The organism is Flavobacterium fluvii, assembly GCF_900129545.1.
GTDB lineage: Bacteria > Bacteroidota > Bacteroidia > Flavobacteriales > Flavobacteriaceae > Flavobacterium > Flavobacterium fluvii.
Genome location: NZ_FQWB01000002.1, coordinates 54,024 through 79,605, shown reverse-complemented (window position 1 = coordinate 79,605; position 25,582 = coordinate 54,024). Strand labels below are relative to the sequence as shown.

20 protein-coding genes are annotated in these 25,582 nt (G+C 39.4%); 13 read left to right on the top strand and 7 right to left on the bottom strand.

Going from position 1 to position 25,582, the window contains the following annotated elements:
• The first annotated feature begins 187 nt into the window (after window positions 1-187).
• From thrA to thrC, 3 genes are all read left to right on the top strand, one after another.
• Window positions 188-2,635, top strand: a complete 2,448-nt coding sequence (gene thrA / locus BUC16_RS06070) for a bifunctional aspartate kinase/homoserine dehydrogenase I (protein WP_073368918.1) — start codon at window positions 188-190, stop codon at window positions 2,633-2,635.
• 89 nt (window positions 2,636-2,724) lie between these two features.
• Complete coding sequence (locus BUC16_RS06065; RefSeq protein WP_073368916.1) at window positions 2,725-3,645, top strand: homoserine kinase; 921 nt, start codon at window positions 2,725-2,727, stop codon at window positions 3,643-3,645.
• 74 nt (window positions 3,646-3,719) lie between these two features.
• Complete coding sequence (gene thrC, locus BUC16_RS06060; RefSeq protein ID WP_073368914.1) at window positions 3,720-5,009, top strand: threonine synthase; 1,290 nt, start codon at window positions 3,720-3,722, stop codon at window positions 5,007-5,009.
• Window positions 5,010-5,189: 180 nt separating this feature from the next.
• On the opposite strand, the gene BUC16_RS06055 is transcribed toward thrC, so the two are convergent.
• From BUC16_RS06055 to BUC16_RS06045, 3 genes are all read right to left on the bottom strand, one after another.
• Window positions 5,190-5,573 (bottom strand): DUF3037 domain-containing protein, encoded by a 384-nt coding sequence (locus tag BUC16_RS06055; RefSeq protein ID WP_073368912.1) that lies wholly within the window; start codon window positions 5,571-5,573, stop codon window positions 5,190-5,192.
• Window positions 5,551-6,345 (bottom strand): HipA family kinase, encoded by a 795-nt coding sequence (locus BUC16_RS06050; RefSeq protein ID WP_073368910.1) that lies wholly within the window; start codon window positions 6,343-6,345, stop codon window positions 5,551-5,553. Before BUC16_RS06050 ends, BUC16_RS06055 begins: the two co-directional genes overlap by 23 nt.
• A gap of 224 nt (window positions 6,346-6,569) precedes the next feature.
• On the bottom strand, window positions 6,570-7,415 hold the full coding sequence (locus tag BUC16_RS06045; RefSeq protein WP_073368908.1) for an NAD(P)H-hydrate dehydratase: 846 nt from the start codon (window positions 7,413-7,415) through the stop codon (window positions 6,570-6,572).
• A gap of 121 nt (window positions 7,416-7,536) precedes the next feature.
• Here BUC16_RS06045 and BUC16_RS06040 point away from each other — a divergent pair, with 121 nt between their 5' ends.
• The 5 genes from BUC16_RS06040 (at window position 7,537) to BUC16_RS06020 (ending at window position 15,094) form a co-directional block, all read left to right on the top strand.
• Entirely contained in the window at window positions 7,537-9,777 is a 2,241-nt protein-coding gene (locus tag BUC16_RS06040) for an AAA family ATPase (protein WP_073368906.1), read from the top strand.
• Between the two features lie 259 nt (window positions 9,778-10,036).
• On the top strand, window positions 10,037-11,119 hold the full coding sequence (gene gcvT, locus BUC16_RS06035; protein ID WP_073368904.1) for a glycine cleavage system aminomethyltransferase GcvT: 1,083 nt from the start codon (window positions 10,037-10,039) through the stop codon (window positions 11,117-11,119).
• A 123-nt stretch (window positions 11,120-11,242) separates the two neighbouring features.
• Window positions 11,243-13,282 (top strand): carboxy terminal-processing peptidase, encoded by a 2,040-nt coding sequence (locus BUC16_RS06030; RefSeq protein ID WP_073368902.1) that lies wholly within the window; start codon window positions 11,243-11,245, stop codon window positions 13,280-13,282.
• Window positions 13,283-13,287: 5 nt separating this feature from the next.
• Window positions 13,288-14,322 (top strand): LIC11966 family surface protein, encoded by a 1,035-nt coding sequence (locus BUC16_RS06025; RefSeq protein WP_073368900.1) that lies wholly within the window; start codon window positions 13,288-13,290, stop codon window positions 14,320-14,322.
• Between the two features lie 61 nt (window positions 14,323-14,383).
• The gene (locus tag BUC16_RS06020) at window positions 14,384-15,094 is read left to right on the top strand and encodes a YebC/PmpR family DNA-binding transcriptional regulator (RefSeq protein WP_073368898.1); all 711 of its coding nucleotides are present in this window, start codon (window positions 14,384-14,386) and stop codon (window positions 15,092-15,094) included.
• A 130-nt stretch (window positions 15,095-15,224) separates the two neighbouring features.
• On the opposite strand, the gene capA is transcribed toward BUC16_RS06020, so the two are convergent.
• Both capA and BUC16_RS06010 read right to left on the bottom strand, forming a co-directional pair.
• Window positions 15,225-16,265, bottom strand: a complete 1,041-nt coding sequence (gene capA / locus BUC16_RS06015; protein ID WP_073368896.1) for a cysteate synthase — start codon at window positions 16,263-16,265, stop codon at window positions 15,225-15,227.
• 72 nt (window positions 16,266-16,337) lie between these two features.
• Window positions 16,338-18,398, bottom strand: a complete 2,061-nt coding sequence (locus BUC16_RS06010; protein WP_084546109.1) for a S9 family peptidase — start codon at window positions 18,396-18,398, stop codon at window positions 16,338-16,340.
• Between the two features lie 144 nt (window positions 18,399-18,542).
• Here BUC16_RS06010 and BUC16_RS06005 point away from each other — a divergent pair, with 144 nt between their 5' ends.
• Window positions 18,543-18,863 (top strand): YbaB/EbfC family nucleoid-associated protein, encoded by a 321-nt coding sequence (locus BUC16_RS06005; RefSeq protein WP_073368893.1) that lies wholly within the window; start codon window positions 18,543-18,545, stop codon window positions 18,861-18,863.
• Between the two features lie 19 nt (window positions 18,864-18,882).
• The gene (locus BUC16_RS06000) at window positions 18,883-19,296 is read left to right on the top strand and encodes a DUF1003 domain-containing protein (protein ID WP_073368891.1); all 414 of its coding nucleotides are present in this window, start codon (window positions 18,883-18,885) and stop codon (window positions 19,294-19,296) included.
• Window positions 19,297-19,331: 35 nt separating this feature from the next.
• On the opposite strand, the gene BUC16_RS05995 is transcribed toward BUC16_RS06000, so the two are convergent.
• Window positions 19,332-20,351 (bottom strand): threonine aldolase family protein, encoded by a 1,020-nt coding sequence (locus tag BUC16_RS05995; protein ID WP_073368889.1) that lies wholly within the window; start codon window positions 20,349-20,351, stop codon window positions 19,332-19,334.
• A gap of 86 nt (window positions 20,352-20,437) precedes the next feature.
• Between BUC16_RS05995 and prfB the strand changes: the two genes are divergently transcribed.
• Window positions 20,438-21,536 (top strand): peptide chain release factor 2 gene (gene prfB, locus BUC16_RS05990; RefSeq protein WP_141226093.1). Its coding sequence is split into 2 segments (ribosomal slippage): window positions 20,438-20,500 and window positions 20,502-21,536, totalling 1,098 coding nucleotides; the frame shifts between segments, so codons are not numbered across the junction.
• A 90-nt stretch (window positions 21,537-21,626) separates the two neighbouring features.
• Here prfB and BUC16_RS05985 read toward each other — a convergent pair.
• On the bottom strand, window positions 21,627-22,532 hold the full coding sequence (locus tag BUC16_RS05985; protein WP_073368887.1) for a phospholipase A: 906 nt from the start codon (window positions 22,530-22,532) through the stop codon (window positions 21,627-21,629).
• Window positions 22,533-22,719: 187 nt separating this feature from the next.
• Between BUC16_RS05985 and lpxD the strand changes: the two genes are divergently transcribed.
• Window positions 22,720-23,724 (top strand): UDP-3-O-(3-hydroxymyristoyl)glucosamine N-acyltransferase, encoded by a 1,005-nt coding sequence (gene lpxD, locus BUC16_RS05980; protein WP_073368885.1) that lies wholly within the window; start codon window positions 22,720-22,722, stop codon window positions 23,722-23,724.
• A 192-nt stretch (window positions 23,725-23,916) separates the two neighbouring features.
• The gene (locus tag BUC16_RS05975; RefSeq protein WP_073368883.1) at window positions 23,917-25,542 is read left to right on the top strand and encodes an acyl-CoA carboxylase subunit beta; all 1,626 of its coding nucleotides are present in this window, start codon (window positions 23,917-23,919) and stop codon (window positions 25,540-25,542) included.
• Window positions 25,543-25,582: the final 40 nt, after the last annotated feature.

Sequence of the window (25,582 nt, the reverse complement as noted above, 5' to 3'; positions counted from 1 at the left end):
CATATCACTCTTCGATGACTACCCAAACTTGGGCAGTTTGTGCTATTACCACCACCACTACTACAACTACTACTACCCTTTAGGGGTATACATTTTTACATATAATCCAGTTTTTGTACTTTTTTCTAAATGAAGAGAGTTCATAGGTGTATAAAAACCATTTGCATTTTTAAATAAAAACAACAAAATGAAAGTATTAAAATTTGGCGGAACTTCTGTAGCCAATGCACAAAATATTAAACTCGTTTTAGATATAGTCCTCAACAAAGCAAAACAAGACAAACTGGTTGTGGTTGTTTCCGCTTTTACCAAAGTTACTGATTTATTGGTTCTCGCCTCCCAAAAAGCCGCTTCAAACGACGAAAATTTCAAGGAAGTCGTGGCCGAAATCGAGAAAAAACACCTGGATGCCATCAAGGAATTGATTCCCGTTAGCGAGCAAAGCAGTTCTTTGAGCCACATCAAAAGAATTATCAACCACCTCGAAACCTTGTTGGACGGTTGTTTTCTCCTTGGCGAATTATCCCCAAGAACTTCAGACACCATTTTAAGTTTTGGCGAATTATTGTCTTCCTACATCATTGCCGAAGCCTTCAAACAACACGACAAAAATTACGGTTACAAAGACAGCCGTGAATTGATAAAAACCAACAACAATTATGGCAAAGCTGCCGTGATTTTTGATGTTACAAATGAATTAATTGCCGATTATTTTGCTTCGAATGAAGCGCAAATAGTGGTAATCCCAGGCTTCATCGCCGCAACAAATGACGGAATTGGCACTACTTTGGGACGCGGAGGTTCCGATTACACCGCCGCCATCATCGCTGCTGCCTTGGACGCAACCAAATTGGAAATCTGGACTGACGTAAACGGAATGTTTACCGCCAATCCTAAAATCGTGAAACAAGCCCAACCTATTGCCAACATTTCCTATCAAGAAGCAATGGAGTTGTCGCATTTTGGTGCCAAAGTATTGTATCCTCCAACGATTCAACCGGTTTTGAGAAAAAACATTCCTATTCTAATCAAAAACACTTTCGAACCAGAATCAGAAGGAACATTGATTTCAGATAAAGTGGTATCCAACACCAATCCGGTAAAAGGGATTAGCCATATCGAAAACATTACCTTGATCACGCTGGAGGGTTCAGGAATGATTGGTGTTGCCGGTTCTTCCAAAAGACTTTTCGAAGTGTTGTCACAGGAAAACATCAACGTGATTTTCATTACTCAAGCTTCGTCAGAACATTCTATTTGCATTGGAATTTTGAATTCCGATTCAGAAAAAGCAGAGAATGCCATCAACAAAGCCTTTGCGGTTGAAATTGCCCAAAACAAAATCGACCCTTGCATTGCGGAAACTGACCTTTGCATCATTGCTTTGGTAGGCGAAAACATGAAAAACCACCAAGGTTTGAGCGGTCGAATGTTCAGCACTTTGGGTAAAAACAACGTCAACATCCGTGCGATTGCGCAAGGTGCTTCCGAAAGAAACATTTCAGCGGTCATCAACGAAAGAGACGTCAAAAAAGCATTGAACACGCTTCACGAAAACTTCTTCGAGGAAAACACCAAACAATTGAACTTGTTCGTGATGGGAGTTGGAAACGTGGGTGAAAAATTCATCGAACAAATCAGCCAACAAAAGAAATTCCTGAAGGAAAACCTAAAAATAAACCTGAGAGTTGTGGCTGTGTCCAATTCCAGAAAAATGTTTTTTGACGAAGATGGAATTCCTTTAAAAGACTGGCAATTGCTATTGAAAAATGGAGAAACAGCCGACAAGGAAGCTTTTATTGCAAAAGTAAAAGCACTCAATTTGCGCAACAGTATTTTCGTGGACATTACGGCCAATCAAGAAGTTTCCGAAACTTATGAGCAATATTTGAAACAAAACGTTGCCGTGGTTACCTGCAACAAAATTGCTTGTTCATCGGCTTACGACAATTACAAAAAACTAAAAAACCTTTCCCGTCAATTCAATGCGCCTTTCTTGTTTGAAACCAATGTGGGTGCAGGATTGCCTATCATCGACACCTTGAAGCATTTGATTGCTTCAGGCGATAAAGTGAACAAAATACAAGCGGTATTGTCAGGAAGTTTGAACTTTATTTTCAACAATTTTGACGAAAACAATTCTTTCCACGATGTGGTAAAAGAAGCGGGAGTTCAAGGATTCACGGAGCCTGACCCAAAAATCGACTTGAGCGGCGTGGACGTTGCCAGAAAGATTTTGATTTTAATTCGCGAAAGCGGTTACCAATTCGACATCGAAGACATTGCCAACAGATCATTCTTGCCGGCTGAATGTTTGGCAACAACCAACAACGAAGATTTTTTCAAATCATTGATAAAAAATGCGGCCCATTTCGAGAATTTATTGGCAGAAGCAAAAGCAAAAGATTGTCGTTTGAAATACGTCGCCACTTTCGAAAACGGAAAAGCCAGCGTTGGTTTGGAATTTATCCCGAAAGAAAGTCCGTTCTATAATTTGGAAGGAAAAGACAATATCGTGCAATTTTACACCGACCGATACATTGACCAACCTTTGTTGATAAAAGGTGCCGGTGCCGGTGCAGCCGTTACGGCTTCCGGAATTTTTGCCGACGTAATCCGAATTGGAAACATATAAATAGTTTTCAGTATTCAGTCGCAGTGTTCAGTTTGGAACTGACAAAAAAACTTTGTGTCTTTGTGCCTTCGTGGCAAAAACAATAAATTATGAATGAAATAAAAATATTTTGCCCTGCAACCATTGCCAATCTTTCCTGCGGATTTGACGTTCTTGGATTGTGTTTGGCCACTGCGGGAGACGAAATGATTATTCGAAAATCCGATGTAAAAGGCATTCGCATCACCAAAATCGTGGGTGCGGATTTGCCAATGGAAACCGAAAACAATGTGTCTGGCGTGGCTGCTTTGGCGATGTTGGAAGAAGTGGAAACCGAATTTGGTTTCGAAATCGAAATCTACAAACACATCAAGGCGGGAAGCGGAATCGGAAGCAGTGCAGCCAGTTCGGCCGGAGCCGTTTTTGGAATCAACGAATTATTGGGACGACCTTTTACCCGAAAAGAGTTGGTGAAATTTGCCATGCAGGGCGAAAAGTTGGCCAGCGGAAATGCCCATGCCGACAACGTTGCCCCTTGCCTTTTGGGCGGTTTTACCTTGGTAAGAAGTTCGAATCCTTTAGACATCATCAAAATTGACAGTCCTTCGGAATTGTATGCCACCGTGGTGCATCCTCAAATCGAGTTGAAAACTTCGGATGCGCGTTCGGTATTGAAACAAACCGTTTCCCTGAAAAGTGCCATCACCCAATGGGGAAATGTGGGCGGATTAGTCGCCGGATTATATACGAATGATTACGAATTGATTGGGCGTTCCCTGCATGATGAAATCATCGAACCCGTTCGCAGCATGTTGATTCCCGGTTTTGACTTGATCAAGAAAGCGGCTTACGAAAACGGAGCCTTGGGTTCAGGAATATCCGGTTCGGGTCCTTCTATTTTTGCGTTAAGCAAAGGAAAAGAAACCGCCGACAAAATAGCAAAAGCGATGAGTGCCGTTTATGACGAAATCAATTTGCCTTATGAAATTCACGTTTCGAAAGTAAACCCGGACGGAGTAAGTATATTATAAGAAGTTGGAAATACGATATACGAAGTTAGAAGTGTAAAATCGTATATCAAATATTGTAAATCGTAAATTAAAAAATGAAATACTACAGTTTAAACCATAATGCCCCAAAAGTTTCTTTTCAAGAAGCCGTAATACAAGGATTGGCAACCGACAAAGGATTGTATTTTCCGGAATCCATCACTCCATTAAAGGCTGATTTTTTCGAAAACATCGAGAATTTGAGCAACGAAGAAATTGCTTTTGCAGCCATCCAACAATTTGTGGGCGACGAAATTCCAGCCGAAACCCTGAAACAAATCATAGCCGAAACTTTGTGTTTCGATTTCCCGACCGTGCCGGTTGAAAAGGACATCTATGCCTTGGAATTGTATCACGGGCCAACAATGGCGTTCAAGGACGTGGGTGCACGTTTTATGTCGCGTTGTTTGGGTTATTTCAACAAAGACAAAAAAGACAATAAAAATACCGTGCTTGTGGCTACTTCCGGCGATACGGGAGGAGCAGTTGCCAGTGGTTTCTTGGGAGTTCAAGGCGTGGAAGTCGTGATTTTATACCCTTCCGGGAAAGTGAGCGACATTCAGGAAAGACAATTGACCACCTTGGGACAAAACATCAAGGCATTGGAAGTGGACGGTGTTTTTGACGACTGCCAAGATATGGTCAAAAAAGCATTTTTGGACGAAAGTTTGGCGCACCACAACCTTACTTCGGCCAACTCGATCAACATTGCCCGTTGGTTGCCGCAAATGTTCTACTTTTTCTTTGCCTACAAACAATTGAAATCACAAAACAGGCCTTTGGTATTTTCTTGCCCAAGCGGGAATTTCGGAAATATTTGTGCCGGAATCATCGCCAAAAAATTGGGCTTGCCTATCGAACATTTCGTGGCTTCGACCAACGTGAATGATACCGTGCCAAGATTCTTGGAAAAAGGAAATTACGACCCAAAACCTTCCAAAGCCACCATTTCGAATGCAATGGACGTGGGGAATCCAAGTAATTTCATCAGAATCCAGGAAATGTACAACAACGATTTGGAACAATTCAAAAAAGATTTCTCTTCTTTTTCCTATACCGATGAAGAAACTTTGGAAGCCATGCAATCCATCTACAAAACCGACGGTTACATTGCGGAACCTCACGGTGCGGTTGGCTATCTAGGTTTGAAAAAAGAACTAGAAAACCATCCAACTGCGATTGGAATTTTCTTGGAAACAGCCCATCCCATCAAATTCTTAGATGTGGTAGAACCGGCTTTGAACATTCAATTGCCTATTCCTACCCAAATTGAAAGCGTATTGAACAAAGAAAAAATAAGTACAAAAATCAAGACTTACGAGGAATTAAAAGCGTTTTTGGGATAATAAATCCTGCTTAAAAATATAAACCGCAGATGCACAGATTTTATAATTTGTGAATTTGCGGTTTTTTTTGTGCTCATTTAGGCCACGGATGACACAGATTAAACGGATTAAGCACGGATTTTTTCCTTGATTCCAATGCCATGAGCTTATATGGTCAAAAATAAATTAGTTGTTTTTTAACTACAAAACCAATTCATTAAACAAGCGTTGGGCGGTTTCTTCCAAATCGGTACACAAACCCGTATGAGGCCTGGAAGTTTGTATCGCCGAACTTCGGATAGCGGTCAACCAACGAAAACGAGATGGAATATCAAACTCGCCAATAGGCCCGCCTGCTTTGCCTCCGTGAGCAATTTTTTGAAAAGAGCATAAATTCAATTCCAGTTGTTCCAAATCAAAATCTTCCGAAAACAATACTAATTTTGCTTCATTGACAGCGTAAATCATTTTTATGAATTTCGCTTTTTTGCAAAACAAAATGATGCCCACATTCAGGAATTCTTCCCGTTCTACCCTTGGTACAACGCGAATAACGGCATACTCATATAAGTTTTTCTCTTGCATTTTGGGCTTCATTTATAAAAATTTCTGAATGATTCAATCTAGTCCATAAAAACTGGAAGTAAACGGCTCGGATTTCCTCTGGAGTTTCATCGGTATCTTCCCAATGCAACCAATCTTCTGGAGTATAATTGACAATATCCTGCAGTATTTCTTTGGTCAGCAGCTTTTTAAAAGCAATATCAGTTGCTGATAATTTGCTCGCCTGTGGCAATAAAACGTGGTCTTTTATCAAAGCAAAAGGACTTTGGGCGTGCTTTTCCCAACTGGACCAGGAATGATGAAAATAAAGACAGGCTCCGTGGTCAATCAGCCACAATTCTTTATGCCAGATCAGCATGTTGGTATTCCTGAACGTACGATCCACATTGGTGATAAAAGCATCCAGCCAAACAATTTGTGATGCTAACTCTGGAGATAATTGGGTAACTACGGGGTCAAAAGTAATGGCTCCCGACAAAAAATGAAGCGCCAGATTCAATCCCTGACTGCCTTGCAACAAATCCTGAATTTCTTCGTCACCTTCACTGCGACCAAAGGCTTCGTCCAGATTGGCAAACACCAATTCGGGCATTTTCAGATTCAAGACTCTGGCAATTTCTCCACCTATCAATTCGGCAATCAGTGCTTTTACACCGTGTCCCGCACCCCTAAATTTCAAAACATATTTAAAATCATCATCTGCCTCGGCCAAAGCCGGTAACGAACCACCTTCCCGCAACGGCGAAATGTAGCGCGTAACATTTACAGTTCTTAATTCAAGTGTTTTTTTCATTGTACAACTTTATGAACTACAAACTTACAAATAACAATTTTAAAACTTTAGTTAATCAGGCCACGGATTACGCTAGCTCCGCAAAGTCTCCGACTTTGAGGATGTGTGGATCAGTCTCCGACTGACAAAAACAGCCCACGGATAGCACAGATGAAACGAATCAACACGGATTTTATATATTCAATCCAACTTTAATGACCTTATATGACCTATATGGTTCAAAATCATCCCAAACTCAAATAAGCCTTCCCGATATGATCGATACTGTCCGAAGCCAGGAACGCCTGATAACCCGTTTCCGGCAAGGCGATGTCGGCAGTGAGTCCGTGGAGGTAAACGCCGATTATGGCAGCGTCTATGGGTTCGTAGGATTGTGCCAATAAACTCGTGATCATTCCCGTCAAGACATCGCCGGTTCCGGCAGTGGCCAAGGCGGCGTTTCCGGTCGTGTTTTCATAAATGGTGTCGCCGTCAAAAATCTTGGTGGGAGCACCTTTCATCACGATAACCAGATTGTTCTGTTTACTGAAAGCGATGGTTTTTTCGATTTTCTCGGCATCCGAATCCCATTTGCCGATGAGGCGTTCCAGTTCTTTTTGGTGTGGAGTGAGAATGGTTTTCTCCGGTAAAAAGGACATCCATTGTTTGTTTTGCGACAAAATATTCAAGGCATCGGCGTCGATGACTAGTGGAATTTCGTTGGTTTTCACGAAGCGGTGCAAGGCAGTGTGCGTTTCAATGTCCTGCCCAATTCCGGGACCAATCCCGATGGCTTGGGGAACAAAATCAAAAACGATTCTAGTAATGTATTTTACCGAAATATCCGTCAAGACCATCACTTCAGGATAGGCGGATTGCACGATTTTGTAGCCACATCTTGGAATGAACACCGTGACCAAGCCGCAACCGGTTTTCAAACAGGCTCTGGAGGAGAGTGTCACCGCTCCTATTTTGCCGTAACTGCCTCCAATAATCAAGGCGTGACCTTGAATACCTTTGTGGGTTTTGGCGTAAATGGGTTTGTATCTTTTGAGAATTTCGGACTTGTCTATGGGGATTACTGGCTTCATTGCATGGAATTTGTTCCTTTAAAAATACAAAAATTAAATGATTGTTCTTTGCAGCAATTAATTTTTTATTTATTAGGTTTCTGTAAGGAAAATCATTATGTTTGATTGAAATAAAAAAACTATGCTCGAATCTATAAATATAAAACTGGTAGCATCTTACGATGACACAGGAATTCAAATCACAGGTTTGAAGAAAATAAATTTTATTTATGGAGCAAATGGTTGTGGTAAAACTACCATTTCTAACTTTTTGCATAATCCAGTTGAAGGTAAGTTTTCTAATTGTTTAGCAAGCTGGAAAAATGAGCAATCATTAAAAACTTTGGTATATAACAAACAGTTTAGAGAACTTAATTTTGGCAATGGTAAAATGAATGGTGTTTTTACATTAGGTAAAGCCACTAAAGAAGAAATTGAAGTTATAAGACTAAAAAATGAAGACTTAAAGACTATAAAAGCAACAGGTATTTTAAAAAAGGAAACATTTGACAAACAAGTTATAGCAAAACAAGATTTAGAAATTAAATTCAAAGATGATACATGGGTAAAGATTTACAAAAAACACGAGAAAGATTTTAAAGATGCTTTTGTAGGTTCTCAAAAATCTGAAAGCTTCAAAAATAAATTGTTACAAGAATATGCAGATAATAAAACAGATGTATTAACAATTGCAGAATTAAAATCAAAGTCAAAAACTATTTTAGGAGAAGCTCCTCAAAACATCACACCGATAAGCACTTTTATTTTTGAAAGAATTAATGAAATTGAAAAAAATCTAATTTGGGGAAAAATAATAGTTGGTAAAGCTGATGTAAATATTGCAAAGCTTATTCAAAAATTAAATATAAACGACTGGGTAAATCAAGGTAGAGATTATATTCAAGAAGACACTACTTGTCCGTTTTGCCAACAAGAAACAATAACTGAAAGTTTTAAAAAGCAATTAGAAGATTACTTTGACGAAACCTATTTGGGAGATTTAGCAACTATAAAGTCATTAAAAGAAGAATACATTTTATTAATTGATAATTTAATTAACGAATTAAATACTATTGAAACCAACCAAAAAGAGTTTTCAAAATCCAAACTCAATAATGATAAATATTCTGCTTATCTCAAAACATTAGTCAGTCAAGTTGCAACTAATAAAGAATTCATAAACAATAAAGCAAAAGAACCAAGCAGAAAAGTTGAATTAACTTCTTTAAAAGAACAACTGGATTTAATTTTAGAATTAATAACAGAAGCTAATATTGCTATTTCAGCTCACAATAATATTGTTACCAACTTCACCGTTGAAAAAAACAAACTAATCAGGTCTATTTGGAGATATGTTATTGAAGAATATAAAACTGACATTGATACGTTTGTAAAATCAACCGATGGGATTCAAAAATATATAGATAGATTAAAGGTTGAAGTTGAAACCAAGCGAGAAGAGCATAAAACACTATATGCAGAAATTAAAACATTAAGTAAACAAGTTACTAGTATTCAGCCTACAATTGATGAAATAAATACAACTTTAAAATCGTATGGATTTCACAATTTTGAAATTGTCCCTTCTACGGAAAATGGTTTTTATCAAATTCAAAGAGAAGATGGAACTATTGCCGAATCTACTTTAAGCGAAGGCGAAATTACTTTTATAACTTTCTTATATTATTTACAGTTAGCAAAAGGTGGAAGTTCAGAAGATGATGTAAATATTGAAAGAATTTTAGTCATTGATGACCCAATTTCAAGTTTAGATAGTAATGTTTTATTTTTAGTCAGTACTCTAATCAAAGAAATAATCAAAGAAGTAAGAGCCGATATTGGTAATATTAGGCAAATTATACTTTTGACACATAATATATATTTCCATAAAGAAGTTTCCTTTATTGACAACACATCTAGAAAAGGAGAAAAACCAAATTTTTGGATACTAAGAAAAAATCACAAACATTCAACTATTCAGACGTATTTAGAAAAAAATCCAATACAATCATCTTATGAATTGTTGTGGCGTGAAATAAAAGAATGGGAGAAAAACTCTGGAATAACAATTCAAAATACGATGCGAAGAATTATTGAAAATTATTTCAGTATTCTAGGTAATCGTAGAGATGATTTTTTAATTGGTCAATTTACTTCAAAAGAAGAAAAAGAAATATGTAGATCGTTAATGAGTTGGACAAACGAAGGTTCGCACACAATGCCAGACGATTTATTTATAGAATCTCCAGATGGGACAATTACTAAATATTTAAAGGTTTTTAAAGAGATTTTCCAACATACAGAAAATGCAGGGCATTATAATATGATGATGGAAATTAGTGAAGATATTGTGGAATTAGAAGAATTAGCTCAAGCAAATTAAACCCGACCGCGCAGATTTATCCCAACACGGTTAGCCCCCAGCTAGCGCGAGCGTCCCGCTCGTGAACACAAACACAAACCAATAAATTGCAATTTAGAATGGGCACGAGCGTGACGCTCGCGCTAGCAAAACGTGAGCAACAAATGCGATTGCGTCGTTCCTCGCAATGACGGAACACGGAAAAATGCCCCTCAAAAACCTTTTGCCAGACCGAATAAAATCAATAAATTAGCCGCTTCAAATTTTATTCAAATCCACGATGAAAAATACTGCGCTGACGCACATACACGAGAGTTTGGGAGCCAAAATGCTTCCGTTTGCCGGATACAACATGCCTATTTTATACGAAGGCGTCAATGCCGAACACGAGGTGGTTCGCAATGCCGTGGGCGTTTTTGACGTTTCCCACATGGGCGAATTCTTGTTGACGGGACCCAATGCCTTGGCCTTGATCCAGAAAGTGACCTCGAACGATGCTTCGACCTTGACCATAGGAAGGGCGCAATATTCCTGCTTGCCGAACAACGACGGCGGCATCGTGGACGATTTATTGGTGTACAAAATGAAGGACGAACAATATTTATTGGTCGTAAACGCTTCGAACATAGACAAAGACTGGGATTGGATTGCAAGCCACAACGATTTGGGCGTGGATATGAGCAACCTTTCGGACGATTATTCTTTGTTGGCCATTCAAGGGCCAAAAGCCGTGGAAGCGATGCAGGCCTTGACTTCGGTAGATTTGTCGGCGATTGCCTATTATCATTTTGAAGTGGGTGATTTTGCGGGAATCGAACACGTTATTATTTCGGCAACGGGTTATACCGGTTCAGGAGGTTTCGAGATTTATTGCAAAAACGACGAAGTGAAACAAATCTGGAACAAGGTTTTTGAAGCCGGTGAAGCTTTCGGAATCAAGCCGATTGGTTTGGCAGCCCGCGATACCTTGCGTCTGGAAATGGGATTCTGTTTGTACGGAAACGACATCAACGACACGACTTCGCCATTGGAAGCCGGTTTGGGCTGGATTACCAAATTCACGAAAGAATTCACCAATTCCGAAAACTTGAAAAAGCAGAAAGAAGCGGGCGTTTCCAAGAAATTGGTGGCTTTCGAAATGCTGGAACGCGCCGTGCCGAGACACGATTACGAAATTGTCGATGTTTCGGGCAACTTAATTGGAATCGTGACTTCGGGAACCATGTCGCCATCAATGAATGTCGGTATTGGAATGGGTTATGTAACTACTGAAAACAGTGCCATTGACAGCACTATTTTCATCAGAATCCGAAAAAACGACGTTCCTGCCAAGGTGGTAAAATTGCCTTTTTACAAGAAATAAGAACTGCTGTTTTGCAGAAAAAAAGCAAACCGCAAATTCGCAAATTAAATATCTCAAATAGGTATAAATAATTTGTGAATTTGCGGTAATTTTATTTTAAATTGCATCCTATAAAACATACAAATGAAGAAAATTTCACTCCTACTGCTCTTGACAACCTATTCCCTGTTGGGTCAAAATAGTGCAAAGACTTGTGAAATACTTTCGAAAATAAATGCTTTGATCCAAAGCGAACATTACCATCCAAAACCCGTGGACGACAGCCTTTCGGTCTATGTTTTTAACAATTTCATCGACGGCTTGGACGGCAATCGCAATTTATTTACCAAAATAGAATACGAAAAACTTAGCAAACACAGGCTTTTGCTGGACAATTACATTCTAGGCAACGATTGCTCCTTTATGGACGAATTTGTTTCTGCCTATCAATCGGCTTTGGAAAGAAAGAAAAAAGTTCTCGAAAAAATACAAAACGAAGTCTTTGATTACAATGCCAAGGATACCGTGAAGTTTTCAAAGAAAAGTTTCCCTTTTGAATTAACCTCAACCGAATTTGAACGAGTTTGGAGAAAAAGGGTACGCTTTGACATTCTGGAAGATATTTCGAAACTGGGTTCCAATCTGGATTCATTGGCACCCCATTTTGCAAAACTCGAAAAAACGACGAAAGCCAAAATATTCGAAACCTATTTGTGTAAATTAAACAGCACCTTGAACAGCAAAAAAGGATTGGAATACGATCTTCAAAATGATTTACTGAATATTTTTTGCTCCTATTTCGACCCGCACACCAACTACTTTTCGTTGGATGCCAAAACCAGTTTCATGTCGAGTTTGTCCACAAGCGGCTTGTCGTTGGGACTCAACGTGACGCTGAATGAAAAAGAGGAAATTGTCGTGTCGGAAATTGTTCCCGGCGGCCCGGCAGACAAGACCAAAAAATTTGAAAAAGACGACGTGATCCTGAAAGTTTCCAACAAGAAAGGCGAAGAGTATTTGGTTTCTTGCGCTCCTTTGGAGAAAATTGGAGAACTCATTTTTTCGGATTCCAATGAGCTGATCGAATTGACCATCCAGAAAAAAAACGGAAACATCCTGCCCATCCTGCTCAAAAAGCAAGTGATGAAAGCCACGGCAAATACGGTTTTCAGCTTCATTGCCGAAAAAGAAACCAAAATAGGCTACATCAACATCCCCAATTTCTATTCTGATTTTGACGGCTACAGTGTCCAAGGTTGCGCAGATGACGTGGCCAAGGAAATTACCAAACTCAAGAACGACAATGTGCAAGGCTTGGTCATTGACCTGCAAAACAACGGAGGAGGCTCGATGGAAGAAGCCATAAAATTGGCTGGAATGTTTATCGATTTTGGTCCCGTTTCGGTTTTGGTCAACAACAAAGGCAGGCATACCATCCTGAAAGATTACAATCGAGGCAGTTCCTATTTTGGGCCAATCGTGGTGTTGATCAATGGAAATTCGGCATCGGCAAGCGAGTTTTTTGCAGCCGCGATGCAGGATTACAATCGAGCCATAATTGTGGGGAGCACCTCCTTGGGCAAGGCTTCCATGCAATCCATTCTTCCTTTGGACAGAAACCAAGAGAATTTCGTTAAACTAACGCTTGAAAAATTCTACAGGATAACCGGCGACAGCAACCAAATAAAAGGAGTTGTTCCAGATATCGCGCTTCCCGTGTTGTACGACAGCATCGTTCAGCGAGAAGACAATTATGAAACCGCCTTAAAATATGACCAAATCAAAACCAAAGCGAAGTTTATTCCTTATCGAAAAGACTATTATCCCACTCTAATTGAGCACAGCAATGCGAGATTGAAAAACAATGCCCGTTTCAATGAAATTATTGCGGCAAACGTGGAAATAAATGCGCTTTACAACGATCCAAAAAAACCGCTTCGAGTTGCATTCAAGGATGTTTTCAAGGACATCCACGAAATTGATGCCTTGTGGAAAAAGGTCAAAAAAATAACCACAACCGAGACCAAATGCATCATTTCGAACAATTCTTATGACTCGGAAAAATTGCAGTATGACTCTTTTCAACAGGAAAGCAACACTTCCAAAATTAAAGACCTAAAAACAAATCCTTATTTGGAAGAAGCCGTGGCCATACTAAACGACTTCAATAATTTAAAAAAATAAACTTCATGAAAATCGCCCTGAGTTCGTTCCTGTTTTTCTTTTTGGCAACCATTTCCAACGCACAAGAATTTAAAACTCCCGTTGATTATTTGAATTACATCGGCAAAGAAACTGAAATTATCACTCGCTCCACCTGGAAATACACCACAACGGTTGCCCACACCAAAAACGCCCGAAGAATTGATGCCACTCGAAAATCATTGGTGAAAAGCATCCAAAATGCGTCCAAAAAAATAGAAACCTTGAAAGACGGTTACAAAGGAGACGTTGAATACAAGAACCAAATGCTGGCTTATTTGTCCATTTCGGAGAAGCAAATCAACCAGGAATATGAAAAAATAATCAACATGCAGGAAGTCGCCGAACAATCCTATGATTATATGGAAGCGTACATCATGGCAAGGGATTTGGTCAATGAAAAAATCAATGCAGAAGTCGAGAAATTAAATGCCAACCAAAAAATATTCGCCAATAAATACAACATCCAAATTGGGGAAGACACCAGCGAATTGGCCAAAAAAATGAAAATTTCCAATGAAGTTTTCGAAAATCACACCCAATTGTATTTGATCTTTTTCAAGGTCAATTTCACGGAACTAGGCCTATTGAAAGCCATCGAAAACAATGACATGAGCGGCATTCAACAAAACAGCAATGCCCTGGAACAATATGCGAATGAAGGATTGGAAAAACTAAAAACTTTCAAGGCTTATAAAAACGACATGTCGCTTGTACTTGCCACCAAAAAATCATTGGAATTCAGCAAGAAAGAAGCACTTGAATTAAGCCCGAGCGTGGTTTCGTTCATGATGTTGAACCAGAAATTTCAGGAAAGCAAAAAAACAATGGACAGCAAATCGGCCAGCAGCAGATCAAAGGAAGAAATAGACAACTTCAACAAATTGGTCAACGAAGTGAATAAAGAAGTGGGGAATTACAACAAGACCCTCAACAAATTCAATACAGAAAGAAGCAATACCATCAATAATTGGACTGTAACCGGCGAGAATTTTATTGCCAAATATGTACCAATTGATTAAAAAAAACATTTGAAAAAATAACTAATAACTGTATTTTTGCAGTTCAAAATAATAATTAGAAATGGGAAGAGCGTTTGAGTTCAGAAAAGGTAGAAAAATGAAACGTTGGTCAGCCATGGCCAAAGCATTTACCAGAATTGGAAAAGATATTGTAATGGCCGTGAAAGAAGGCGGACCAAATCCTGAGGCGAACTCCAGATTAAGAGCCGTAATCCAGAATTCAAAGGCAGTGAACATGCCTAAAGAAAATGTGGAACGCGCCATCAAGAAAGCCACGGACAAAGATACCGCCAACTATAAAGAGGTTTTGTTTGAAGGCTATGCGCCTCATGGAATCGCTATTTTGGTGGAAACTGCCACAGACAACAACAACAGGACCGTGGCCAATATCCGAAGCTATTTCAACAAATGCAACGGAACATTTGGAACCCAAGGTTCGGTAGAATTCATGTTTGACCACACTTGCAACTTCCGAATTCCAGCCGGTGGAATCGATCCTGAAGAATTGGAATTGGAATTAATCGATTTTGGAGCCGAGGAAGTTTTTGAAGACGAAGACGGTATCTTGATTTATGCTCCTTTTGGCAGCTTTGGAACCATCCAAAAAGAATTGGAGAATAGAGGGTTGGAAATCCTTTCTTCCGGTTTTGAAAGAATCCCGCAAATCACGAAAAAACTAACCGAAGCCGAGATGGCCGACGTGGAAAAACTAATAGAAAAAATCGAGGAAGATGATGACGTGATGAACGTGTATCACACGATGGAAGAGTAGATTTAGATTGCAGATTTCAGGTTGCAGATTGCAGATTTCTCTCATAAACATAAAAAACTCCATTCGTTTGAATGGAGTTTTTTTATGTCTTATACTTATTTCTGCAATCTGAAAACTGCAGACTGTAAATCTATTTAATAAATTCAATTCTCTGAACTTCTTCTTCATTGATGCTGTCAAAGAAACCTTGTTCGTTCATCCAGTCATCGCTAAATACTTTGCTCATGTAACGAGAACCGTGGTCTGGGAAAATGGCAATTACGTTACTGTCTTTGTCAAACTCTCCTTCTTCGGCATATTGCTTGATGGCTTGAAGAACCGCTCCTGAAGTATAACCTACAAACAGACCTTCTCTTTTGGCCAATTCTCTTGTGGAATGGGCACTTTCTTCATCGGTAACTTTCATGAATTGATCGATAACATCGAAATCGGTAGCCGATGGAATCAGGTTTTTTCCCAACCCCTCAATACGGTAAGGGTAAATTTCTTTATTGTCAAACTCTTTGGTTTCGTGGTATTTTTTCAACACGGAACCAAAAGCATCCACGCCCAAGATTCTGATGTTTGGATTTTGTTCTTTCAAAAACTTTGCAGTTCCCGAAATAGTTCCTCCAGTTCCGCTGCAAGCAATTAAATGGGTTATTCTACCTTTTGTTTGTTCCCAAATTTCCGGTCCGGTAGATTTGTAATGGGCGTCAATATTCAGTTGATTGAAGTACTGGTTGATATAAACAGAACCTTTGGTTTCTTCGTGCAAACGTTTGGCAACACTGTAATAAGATCTTTCATCATCTGCCGAAACGTGGGCCGGACAAACATATACTTTTGCTCCCAAGCTGCGAAGCATGTCAATTTTGTCCTTGGAAGATTTTGAAGTAACTGCCAAAATACAATTATAACCTTTTATAATACTTACCATTGCCAAGCTAAAGCCTGTATTCCCAGAAGTAGTCTCTATAATGGTGTCCCCTGGAGAAAGGATTCCTCTTTTCTCTGCTTCTTCAATTATAAATAAAGCAATTCTGTCTTTAGTGGAATGCCCTGGATTAAAAGCTTCTACTTTTGCGTAAAAATTTCCTTTTAATTCTTCGGTAACTTTATTCAGCTTAATAAGGGGGGTATTCCCTATTAATTCTAAAATATTATTATAAGCGTTAATTTCTTCTTTCATAAAAAAATAGTTAATCAAGGACACTTTTTAATTTAACCTAAAATCCCTGCAAATTTAACAAAAATATTCTAATTAGGTTTCAATTTTTTCTAAATCTAACAAAAAACTATACTCTTTGGCCAATTCCTTGATGGCTTCAAATCTTCCCGAAGCACCTCCGTGACCTGCATCCATGTTTGTATCCAGAAATAAAACGGAATTATCTGTTTTCATTTCCCGGAGTTTAGCAACCCACTTGGCTGGTTCCCAGTATTGTACCTGTGAATCATGCAGGCCTGTCGACACATACATATTGGGATAATCTTGTCTTTTCACATTATCATAAGGCGAATATGACGCCATGTAACTATAATATTTTTTAACATTTGGGTTGCCCCATTCATCATATTCGCCTGTCGTCAAGGGTATCGTTTCGTCCAACATGGTCGTTATTACATCCACAAAAGGCACTTGGGCAATGACTCCGTGGTATAATTCCGGTGCCAAATTCACTATTACTCCCATCAACAATCCTCCGGCAGAACCTCCTTCGGCATATAAATGTTCGGGCGAAGTATATTTTTGTTCGATTACAAATTTGGAACAATCTATAAAATCGGTAAACGTGTTTTTCTTTTTCAACAATTTGCCGTCTTCATACCATTGTCTTCCCAAATCTTCACCACCTCGAATGTGTGCTATGGCGAAAACAAATCCCCTGTCGAGCAATGTCAATCGGGTCGATGAAAACGTGGCGTCCATCGAATGACCATAGGAACCGTAAGCATAGAGCAACAACGGGTTCTTGCCGTCTTTTTTCAATCCTTTTCGGTAAACCACAGAAATAGGCACTTGGGTTCCGTCTTTTGCGGTGGCCCAGATTCGTTCTTCGGTGTAATAGTTTTTGTCGAATTTTCCTCCCAAAACTTGTTGTTCTTTCTTGATTTCCTTGGTTTTTGTTTTCATGTTGAAATCAATCACCGAAGAAGGCGTTGTCATTGATTGGTAGGAATAACGCAAAACATCCGTGTCAAAATCCACGTTAGTAGAAGTATAAGCAGTATAAGTTTCGCTGTCAAAAGGCAAATAATATTCCCCTACTCCACTCCACGGCATAATCCTGATTTTATTCAAACCATTGGTACGCTCTTCGACAACCAGAAATTCCTTGAAAATTTCGATGTCTTCCAACAAAACATCCTCGCGATGCGGAACAACTTCCGTCCAATTTTCTTTGGAAGTGGCTGTTTCCAGGGTTTTCATCAACTTGAAATTCGTGGCTTTGTCCGCATTGGTCATGATGTAAAAACTGTCTCCATAATGATTGATGCTGTATTCCAAACCACGCGTTCGTTTCTGGAAAATCCTGAATTTTCCGTCTGGATTGTCTGCTTCCAATATTCGGTATTCGGTGGTCAAGGTGCTTCCCGATTCTATTGCCAGGTATTTTCTGGACTTGGATTTGGCCACCTCAACATTGTAGGTTTCGTCTTTTTCGAAATAGACCAAAACATCATCGGCTTGTTTGGCGCCTAATTTATGTTTAAAAATTTTGTCGGAACGTAAAGTAACCTCATCTTGGCTCGAATAAAAAATAGTCTTGTTGTCATTTGCCCAAACGGCATTTCCCGATACTTTTTCTATTTTATCGGCAAGAATTTCGCCTGTTTCCAGATTTTTGACTTGAATGTCATAGATTCGTCTTCCAACGACATCAATACTGAAAACCGCCAATTTATTGTCGGGGCTAACGCTCAAACCTCCCAATTGAAAATAAGATTGTCCTTTTGCCATTTTATTGCAATCGAACATAATTTCTTCTTTTGCCGAAAGGCTTCCTTTTTTTCTGGAATATATGGGATAATCTTTCCCCGTTTGAAAACGGGTGATGTAGTAATAACCATTGTACAAATACGGAACCGATTCATCGTCTTCCTTTATTCTTCCCTTCATTTCTTCGAACAATTCCTTCTGGAAAGCCTTGGTATGGGCAGTCATTTTTTTGTAATAGGCATTCTCTTTGTTGAGATAATCAATGACTTCCGGATTTTCCCGGTCGTTCAACCAAAAGTAATTGTCAATTCGCTCGTCGCCGAATTTCTCCATTTTCTTGGGAATAACCTTGGCGACTGGTGGCTGTATTATTTTGGGCATATTGGGGGCTTTCAAATTTGTATTTATAATCCACAAAAATAACACAAGTGACCTTAGAATTTATCATTTTTTAGTTAAAAAATTAAATTGAATATCACCCCATAAAAGAGTAATTTTGCAATATAAATTTAAAAAAACACGACAATGGATTTAATGGGAATGATGGGCAAATTGAAAGAAACCCAACGAAAAATGGAAGAAACCAAACTACGAATGGATTCGGTTTTAATCGACGAACAAAGCAATGACGGCGCATTGAAAGTGACTTTCACGGCCAACGGAAAACTAAAAGCCATCTCCATCGACGACGCCTTATTGGAAGACAAAGAACAATTGGAAGATTATTTGATTGTAACATTGAACAAGGCCATCGAAAAAGCGGCAAAAGTAAACCAAGCCGAATTGGACGCTGTCGCCAAAGTGGATATGCCAATGATTCCTGGAATGGATGAAATGTTCAAATAAAAACTAAACCCTGATTAAAATGAATCATCCAATAAACTGGCACGAAAAACACATTGAAACATTGGGCTTTGGAAGCCGGTTGGCCGATACCGTGGCAAAAGGCATGGGATCCTGGAAATTCATTATTATTCAAACTTTATTTGTAATTCTTTGGATGGGCTTAAACCTTGCCGGCTACATCTATCACTGGGATGCCTATCCTTTTATTTTGCTCAATCTTGTTTTCTCGACCCAAGCTGCTTATGCCGCACCAATTATCATGATGTCGCAGAACAGGCAAAGCGAAAGAGACCGCATTCAAGCACAAGCGGATTATCAAACAAACATCGACGCTAAACAAGAAATCGAAGCTTTGACACTAATCCTCAACAAATTGGACGTGGAGAAATTGGATAAAATTATTGCAATGTTGGAGGAAATGAAGAAAAAATAACGAGTTGTAAATTATGAATTTTAATAATTCATAATTTACAACCTTACCAAGGTTTCCAATACATAACCATGCATTACTTCGCGATAATCCAAATGCGTGACAATACGCAATTTTCCTTGTCCCATCGAACTGATGGCAATTCCTTTCTGTTTTAATTTTTCTATTACAACAGCTTCATTGACATTAGGATGAAGCGAAAAAATCAAAATATTGGTTTCTATGGGTTCTACTTTGGCAACCCAATTCAACTTTTCCAAAACAGCCCCAATTTCCTTGGCACGTCTATGGTCCTCTGCTAATTTTCCAATATTATTGCTTATGGCATACATTCCGGCTGCCGCCAAATAACCTACCTGACGCATTCCGCCACCCAATATCTTTCTAATGCGTAAAGCTTTGTGAATCGTAGCTTTATCGGACAACAAAAGAGAACCTATTGGGGCGCCCAAACCTTTGGATAAACAAACAGAAATAGTATCAAATACTTTTCCGTATTCCTTTGGATTGTCATTGGTAACGACTAAAGCATTCCAAATTCTGGCACCATCCAAGTGAAATTTCAAATTATTGGCATCACAAACTTGTTTAATTTTCTTGAATTCTTCAAAATCATAACAAGCACCACCGCCTTTATTGGTCGTGTTTTCGACACAAACCAAACTCGTGAGAGGACTGTGGTAAAATTCGGGATCATTGATGGCACCGGCAACTTGTTCGGCAGTGATCATTCCGCGATTCCCGTCCAATAGACAGCAGGAAACACCGCTATTGAAAGAAGCTCCTCCACCTTCATAATTATAAACGTGCGACCATTTATCGGCAATCAATTGTTCTCCAGGCTGGGTGTGTACTTTAATGGCTGTTTGATTGGCCATTGTTCCCGAAGGAAAAAAAAGCCCCGCTTCCATCCCAAACATTTCGGCAACTTTTGTTTCCAGTTCAATAACCGTTGGATCCTGTTTATACACATCATCTCCCACTTCGGCCTGAAACATAAAACGCAACATCTCCTGCGTAGGTTTGGTAACGGTATCACTGACTAAATTTATTCGCATTTCTTTTTTATGATAAGTACAGACAAGTGCGACTTGTTCCTTTGTGAAAATTTTCTATTTTTGTGCCACAAAAATAAATATAATTTATGACAACTACCGAACAAATAAAAGGTATTGTGGAGCGCCTTGGTGCGTTGAGGAGGTATCTTTGACGTTGATGCCAAACTAATTGAAATTACCAACGAGGAAGAAAAAACCTTGGCTCCAGACTTTTGGAACAATGCCAAGGAAGCCGAAATCTATATCAAAAATCTTCGCTCCAAGAAAAAATGGATTGAAGATTACAACAAGGCGGTCGAAATGGCCGACGAGTTGCAATTGGCTTACGAATTCTACAAAGAAGGAGAACTTTCTGCAGAAGAATTAGACGAACAATACCACCTTACCCAAAATCATATTGAGTCCATCGAATTCAAGAACATGCTTTCGGATGAAGGCGATAGTTTAAGTGCCGTATTGCAAATTACGGCTGGTGCTGGCGGCACAGAAAGTTGTGACTGGGCCTCGATGATGATGCGAATGTACATGATGTGGGCCGAAAAATCGGGATACAAATTACGAGAACTGAATTATCAAGAAGGCGATGCAGCTGGTATAAAAACCGTGACACTGGAAATTGAAGGCGATTTTGCTTTTGGGTATCTTAAAGGTGAAAATGGTGTGCATCGATTGGTGCGTATTTCCCCTTTTGACAGCAATGCCAAACGACATACTTCATTTGCTTCGGTTTATGTGTATCCGTTGGTGGACGACACTATCGAAATTGAAATCAATCCCGCCGACATCGAAATTATCACCTCTCGTTCTAGCGGTGCTGGCGGTCAGAACGTGAATAAGGTAGAAACTAAAGTACAGTTGACTCACAAACCTTCGGGAATCCAAATTCAATGTTCGGAAACCCGTTCGCAACACGACAACAGAAATCGAGCGATGCAAATGTTGAAATCTCAATTGTATGAAATCGAATTAAAAAAGCAACAAGCCCAACGCTCCGACATCGAAGCCGGAAAGATGAAAATCGAATGGGGTTCGCAAATCCGAAATTACGTGATGCAGCCTTATAAATTGGTCAAAGACGTTCGCACCGGTTACGAAACCAGCAATGTGGATGGAGTGATGAATGGCGATATTGACGAGTTTCTGAAAGCGTTCCTGATGATGATGGGACAGCGAGAGGAAGAATAGTTTTCAGTCTCAGTTTTCAGTTAGCAATATTCAAAATAATTTAGACCCAACAGATTTTTGAAATCCGTCGGGTCTTTTTTTATAGGTAATCTACAACCACTCGATCAGTGAAATACCAAGACCAACGGTAGTTTGAAGATGATTGTAATCTATCAGTGATTCCCCATAACCGTGAGAAACTTGCAAATAGGCTTTTAGGTTGTTTTTGATGGGATAAGACCAGGAAAATTCGGCATTCCCTCTTGGATTGGAATTAAAATTCATGTTGTAACCACCAATAAATGAAAAAACATTTCCGTTTTTGGCATAAATCACATTCAAGTCGCCTCGTCCCATATAATCTGAAATATCGGGATTATCCTCGCCATAGTCGGACATTCCGTACCATGATCGCAAATATACCGTCCAATTTTTTCGTTCAAATCCTGCATGTAGAATAAACCTGTTTAAACTTCTCGAAAAAGGATCACTTTTTCCGTTGGACAAATGATTGAAGGCTATTCCAACCATCTTTGTCTTAAAACCAAATAACCTAAATTTTACCGGAAAATTCATAATCAACTCCGGCTCATAGTTTACCTCCCTAAAAGGACGCGAAAGATCTGTATTGTAAATTTGCCAAAATGATTTTTGAGTATAAGCCACCCATAAATCGGCGTGTCCCCACAAGAAACTTTGCAATACTTTAGTCTTGAAACTCAATTGAAATTTAAGTTCCACATTATCATAATTAAACGCCTCGGGAACGATATATTCAGGGCTGTTATTCTCTGAATGAGGTTGCTCATTGGGATTGCTCGAATATTTTCCAAGCAAGATGTAAATAGGTTTATAGGGAGTTATTAAAAATGTTCCTCTAACGGCCGTGGTGTCCAATTCCCAACGCTCGGTCATGTTCCTTAACTGGGTTTTATTATTGAACAAAGCTTGAATTTGGGCATCTGCAAATGAAGAAAAAAACAACAATAAGAAAGTGAATTTTAATGGCAATTTCATAATATAAAAATCTGATATTCAACAACAAATATATCTATCAGAAAATACGTTGGATTATATATTTATAGTTAATATTTACATAATTCACGCTTTAATATTCCCACTGGAAAGTTAATGCATTAGGAATTGCAATGTAAATTCGCTTTATTTGAAAAATTATATCACATCCCACTTAAGCATTCACTAAATGACCTATACCATTCAAGAAATAAACGAAGTTTTAAAAGGCACTATTGTTGGCGACACTTCCATAAAAATGACCGCTCCAGAACAATTAGAATTGGCCGGTGCTTCGGAAATTTCTTTTATTGGAAACAAAAAGTACGAAAAATATTGGGAATCTTCCAAAGCTTGTGCCGCCATTGTCAACCAAGACATTTCGATTGAGCCGGGAGAAAACAAGGCATTCATCAAAGTACGCAATGCCGATTTGGCCATGTCCCAAGTCTTGGAACTTTTTGCTCCATCTACTCCATCGTTTCCGGCTTCCATTCATCCCTCGGCAAGCGTTGACGAAACTGCCCTGATAGGAAACGGAACCCGTATAGGTGCCGGAAGCTACATTGGTCCAAAAGTAGTGCTTGGCGAAAACGTCACGATTTATCCTAATGTCACCATTCTTGACGAATGCACCATTGGAAAAAACACCATTATTTGGTCCGGTGCCGTGATACGCGAACGTTGTCACTTAGGCAATGATTGCATCATCCATCCCAATGCCACCATAGGTGCTGACGGTTTTGGATTTCGTCCTTGTCCCGAAAGAGGTTTGGTCAAAATCCCGCAAATCGGGAACGTGATTTTGGGGAATGGTGTCGAAATTGGCGCCAATTCTTGTGTTGATAGAGGAAAATTCAGTTCCACCATTTTGGGCGACGGTTGCAAGATTGACAATTTAGTTCAAATTGGACACAACAGCGTATTGGGTAAATTTTGCATTATGGCCGGAAATTCTGGATTGGCCGGTTCCGTAACTTTAGGAAACGGCGTCATCATTGGCGGAAGCGCCTCCATAAAAGACCACACCACCATTGGAGACGGTGCCATTGTGGGTGCAGGTTCTGGTGTTACAGGCGATATTCCTGCCGGAAAAACAATGTTGGGTTATCCTGCTATCGATGCCCGTGATACTTTAAGACAATGGTCCATTTTAAAACGATTGGTTAACGAGTCGAAAAAAAAATCAGTCTAAAAAACAAAAACACACAAACAGCATAACACAGATTCCACATATTTACACGAATTAATTTGTGCAAATTTGTGGAATCTGTGTTTATTTTTAAAAAAAAAGGACCACAATCGGTTTCCCTTGATAATTTTAGGAAGGTGTTAATGAATTTTCGTAATTTAGCGGTCTCTATTTTTAGACCAACACAATTTCATTATGGACCTGAACTTCAATAAAAACGAAGACCACAATAAACTACTTCTTTCTGACTTACGTCAAAAATTTTCCAAAATAAAACTGGGTGGAGGCGAAAAACGCATCCAAAAATTACATTCCGAAGGCAAAATGACGGCGCGAGAACGTATCGATTATTTGCTTGACAATGGAAAATCTATTGAAATAGGCGCTTTTGTTGGAAAAGGAATGTATAAAGAACATGGTGGTTGTCCATCGGGTGGTGTTATTATAAAAATAGGATACATCAAAGGAAAACAATGTATTGTCGTTGCCAATGATGCCACCGTAAAAGCGGGTGCCTGGTTTCCGATTACGGCCAAGAAAAACCTGAGAGCGCAAGAAATTGCGATGGAAAATAGATTGCCCATCATTTATTTGGTGGATTCGGCCGGCGTTTATTTGCCTTTGCAGGACGAAATTTTCCCGGATAAAGAACATTTTGGTCGCATATTCAGGAACAATGCCTTGATGAGCAGTATGGGAATTACCCAAATTTCGGCTGTTATGGGAAGTTGCGTGGCTGGTGGTGCTTATCTCCCCATTATGAGCGACGAAGCTTTGATAGTGGACAAAACCGGGAGTATTTTCCTTGCGGGGAGTTATTTGGTCAAAGCCGCCATTGGCGAAAGCATCGACAACGAAACCTTGGGCGGAGCAACAACACATTGCGAAATTTCGGGAGTTACCGATTACAAAGCCAAAGACGACAAAGAGGCGCTAGACAAAATAAAAAACATAGTCGACAAAATTGGTGATTATGACAAAGCTGGATTTAGCCGAATCAAGGCAGAAAAACCCGCTTTGGCAGAAAAAGATATTTACGGCATTTTGCCAAAAGCTCGAAACGAGCAATACGACATGATGGAAATCATTCATCGCTTGGTGGATAATTCCGAATTTGAAGCCTACAAAGACGGCTACGGGCAAACCATCATCACGGGTTATGCCAGAATTGACGGCTGGGCAGTGGGAATTGTTGCCAACCAACGCAAAGTGGTAAAAACAAAGAATGGTGAAATGCAATTCGGAGGTGTCATCTATTCCGATTCTGCGGACAAAGCCACTCGTTTTATTGCCAATTGCAACCAAAAGAAAATCCCCTTGGTTTTCCTGCAAGACGTCACCGGATTTATGGTGGGTTCCAAATCGGAACACGGTGGAATCATAAAAGACGGTGCCAAAATGGTGAATGCCGTTTCTAATTCGGTGGTGCCAAAATTCACCATAATTATTGGAAATTCGTATGGAGCAGGAAATTATGCCATGTGTGGAAAGGCTTATGATCCTAGATTAATAGTGGCTTGGCCAAGTGCCGAACTCGCCGTTATGGGTGGAACCCAGGCCGCAAAAGTATTGGCACAAATTGAAGCTTCTTCGCTTAAAGCCAAAGGAGAAATCGTGGATGAAGAAAAAGAAAAGGAATTGTTCGACAAAATAAAAGCACGATATGACGAACAAGTTTCTCCCTATTATTCCGCTTCAAGACTTTGGACAGATGCCATCATCGATCCTTTGGACACCAGAACCTGGATTTCGATGGGAATTGAAGCAGCCAACCATTCGCCTATTGAAAAGAAATTTAATTTGGGCGTAATTCAAGTTTAGTTTTCAACTTTTACAGATTTCAACACTTTATTCGTGTTTA

Excerpts from the sequence above, each read along its gene's own strand:
- BUC16_RS06040 (WP_073368906.1), top strand. The coding sequence starts at position 7,537 with ATGCTCGAATCTATAAATATAAAACTGGTAGCATCTTACGATGACACA.
- BUC16_RS06055 (WP_073368912.1), bottom strand. The coding sequence starts at position 5,573 with ATGCAAGAGAAAAACTTATATGAGTATGCCGTTATTCGCGTTGTACCA.
- BUC16_RS06025 (WP_073368900.1), top strand. The coding sequence starts at position 13,288 with ATGAAAATCGCCCTGAGTTCGTTCCTGTTTTTCTTTTTGGCAACCATT.
- BUC16_RS06005 (WP_073368893.1), top strand. The coding sequence starts at position 18,543 with ATGGATTTAATGGGAATGATGGGCAAATTGAAAGAAACCCAACGAAAA.
- BUC16_RS06010 (WP_084546109.1), bottom strand. The coding sequence starts at position 18,398 with ATGCCCAAAATAATACAGCCACCAGTCGCCAAGGTTATTCCCAAGAAA.
- BUC16_RS05975 (WP_073368883.1), top strand. The coding sequence starts at position 23,917 with ATGGACCTGAACTTCAATAAAAACGAAGACCACAATAAACTACTTCTT.
- capA (WP_073368896.1), bottom strand. The coding sequence starts at position 16,265 with ATGAAAGAAGAAATTAACGCTTATAATAATATTTTAGAATTAATAGGG.
- BUC16_RS06000 (WP_073368891.1), top strand. The coding sequence starts at position 18,883 with ATGAATCATCCAATAAACTGGCACGAAAAACACATTGAAACATTGGGC.
- BUC16_RS06030 (WP_073368902.1), top strand. The coding sequence starts at position 11,243 with ATGAAGAAAATTTCACTCCTACTGCTCTTGACAACCTATTCCCTGTTG.
- gcvT (WP_073368904.1), top strand. The coding sequence starts at position 10,037 with ATGAAAAATACTGCGCTGACGCACATACACGAGAGTTTGGGAGCCAAA.
- thrC (WP_073368914.1), top strand. The coding sequence starts at position 3,720 with ATGAAATACTACAGTTTAAACCATAATGCCCCAAAAGTTTCTTTTCAA.
- BUC16_RS05985 (WP_073368887.1), bottom strand. The coding sequence starts at position 22,532 with ATGAAATTGCCATTAAAATTCACTTTCTTATTGTTGTTTTTTTCTTCA.
- BUC16_RS06045 (WP_073368908.1), bottom strand. The coding sequence starts at position 7,415 with ATGAAGCCAGTAATCCCCATAGACAAGTCCGAAATTCTCAAAAGATAC.
- lpxD (WP_073368885.1), top strand. The coding sequence starts at position 22,720 with ATGACCTATACCATTCAAGAAATAAACGAAGTTTTAAAAGGCACTATT.
- BUC16_RS06020 (WP_073368898.1), top strand. The coding sequence starts at position 14,384 with ATGGGAAGAGCGTTTGAGTTCAGAAAAGGTAGAAAAATGAAACGTTGG.
- thrA (WP_073368918.1), top strand. The coding sequence starts at position 188 with ATGAAAGTATTAAAATTTGGCGGAACTTCTGTAGCCAATGCACAAAAT.
- BUC16_RS06050 (WP_073368910.1), bottom strand. The coding sequence starts at position 6,345 with ATGAAAAAAACACTTGAATTAAGAACTGTAAATGTTACGCGCTACATT.
- BUC16_RS06065 (WP_073368916.1), top strand. The coding sequence starts at position 2,725 with ATGAATGAAATAAAAATATTTTGCCCTGCAACCATTGCCAATCTTTCC.
- BUC16_RS05995 (WP_073368889.1), bottom strand. The coding sequence starts at position 20,351 with ATGCGAATAAATTTAGTCAGTGATACCGTTACCAAACCTACGCAGGAG.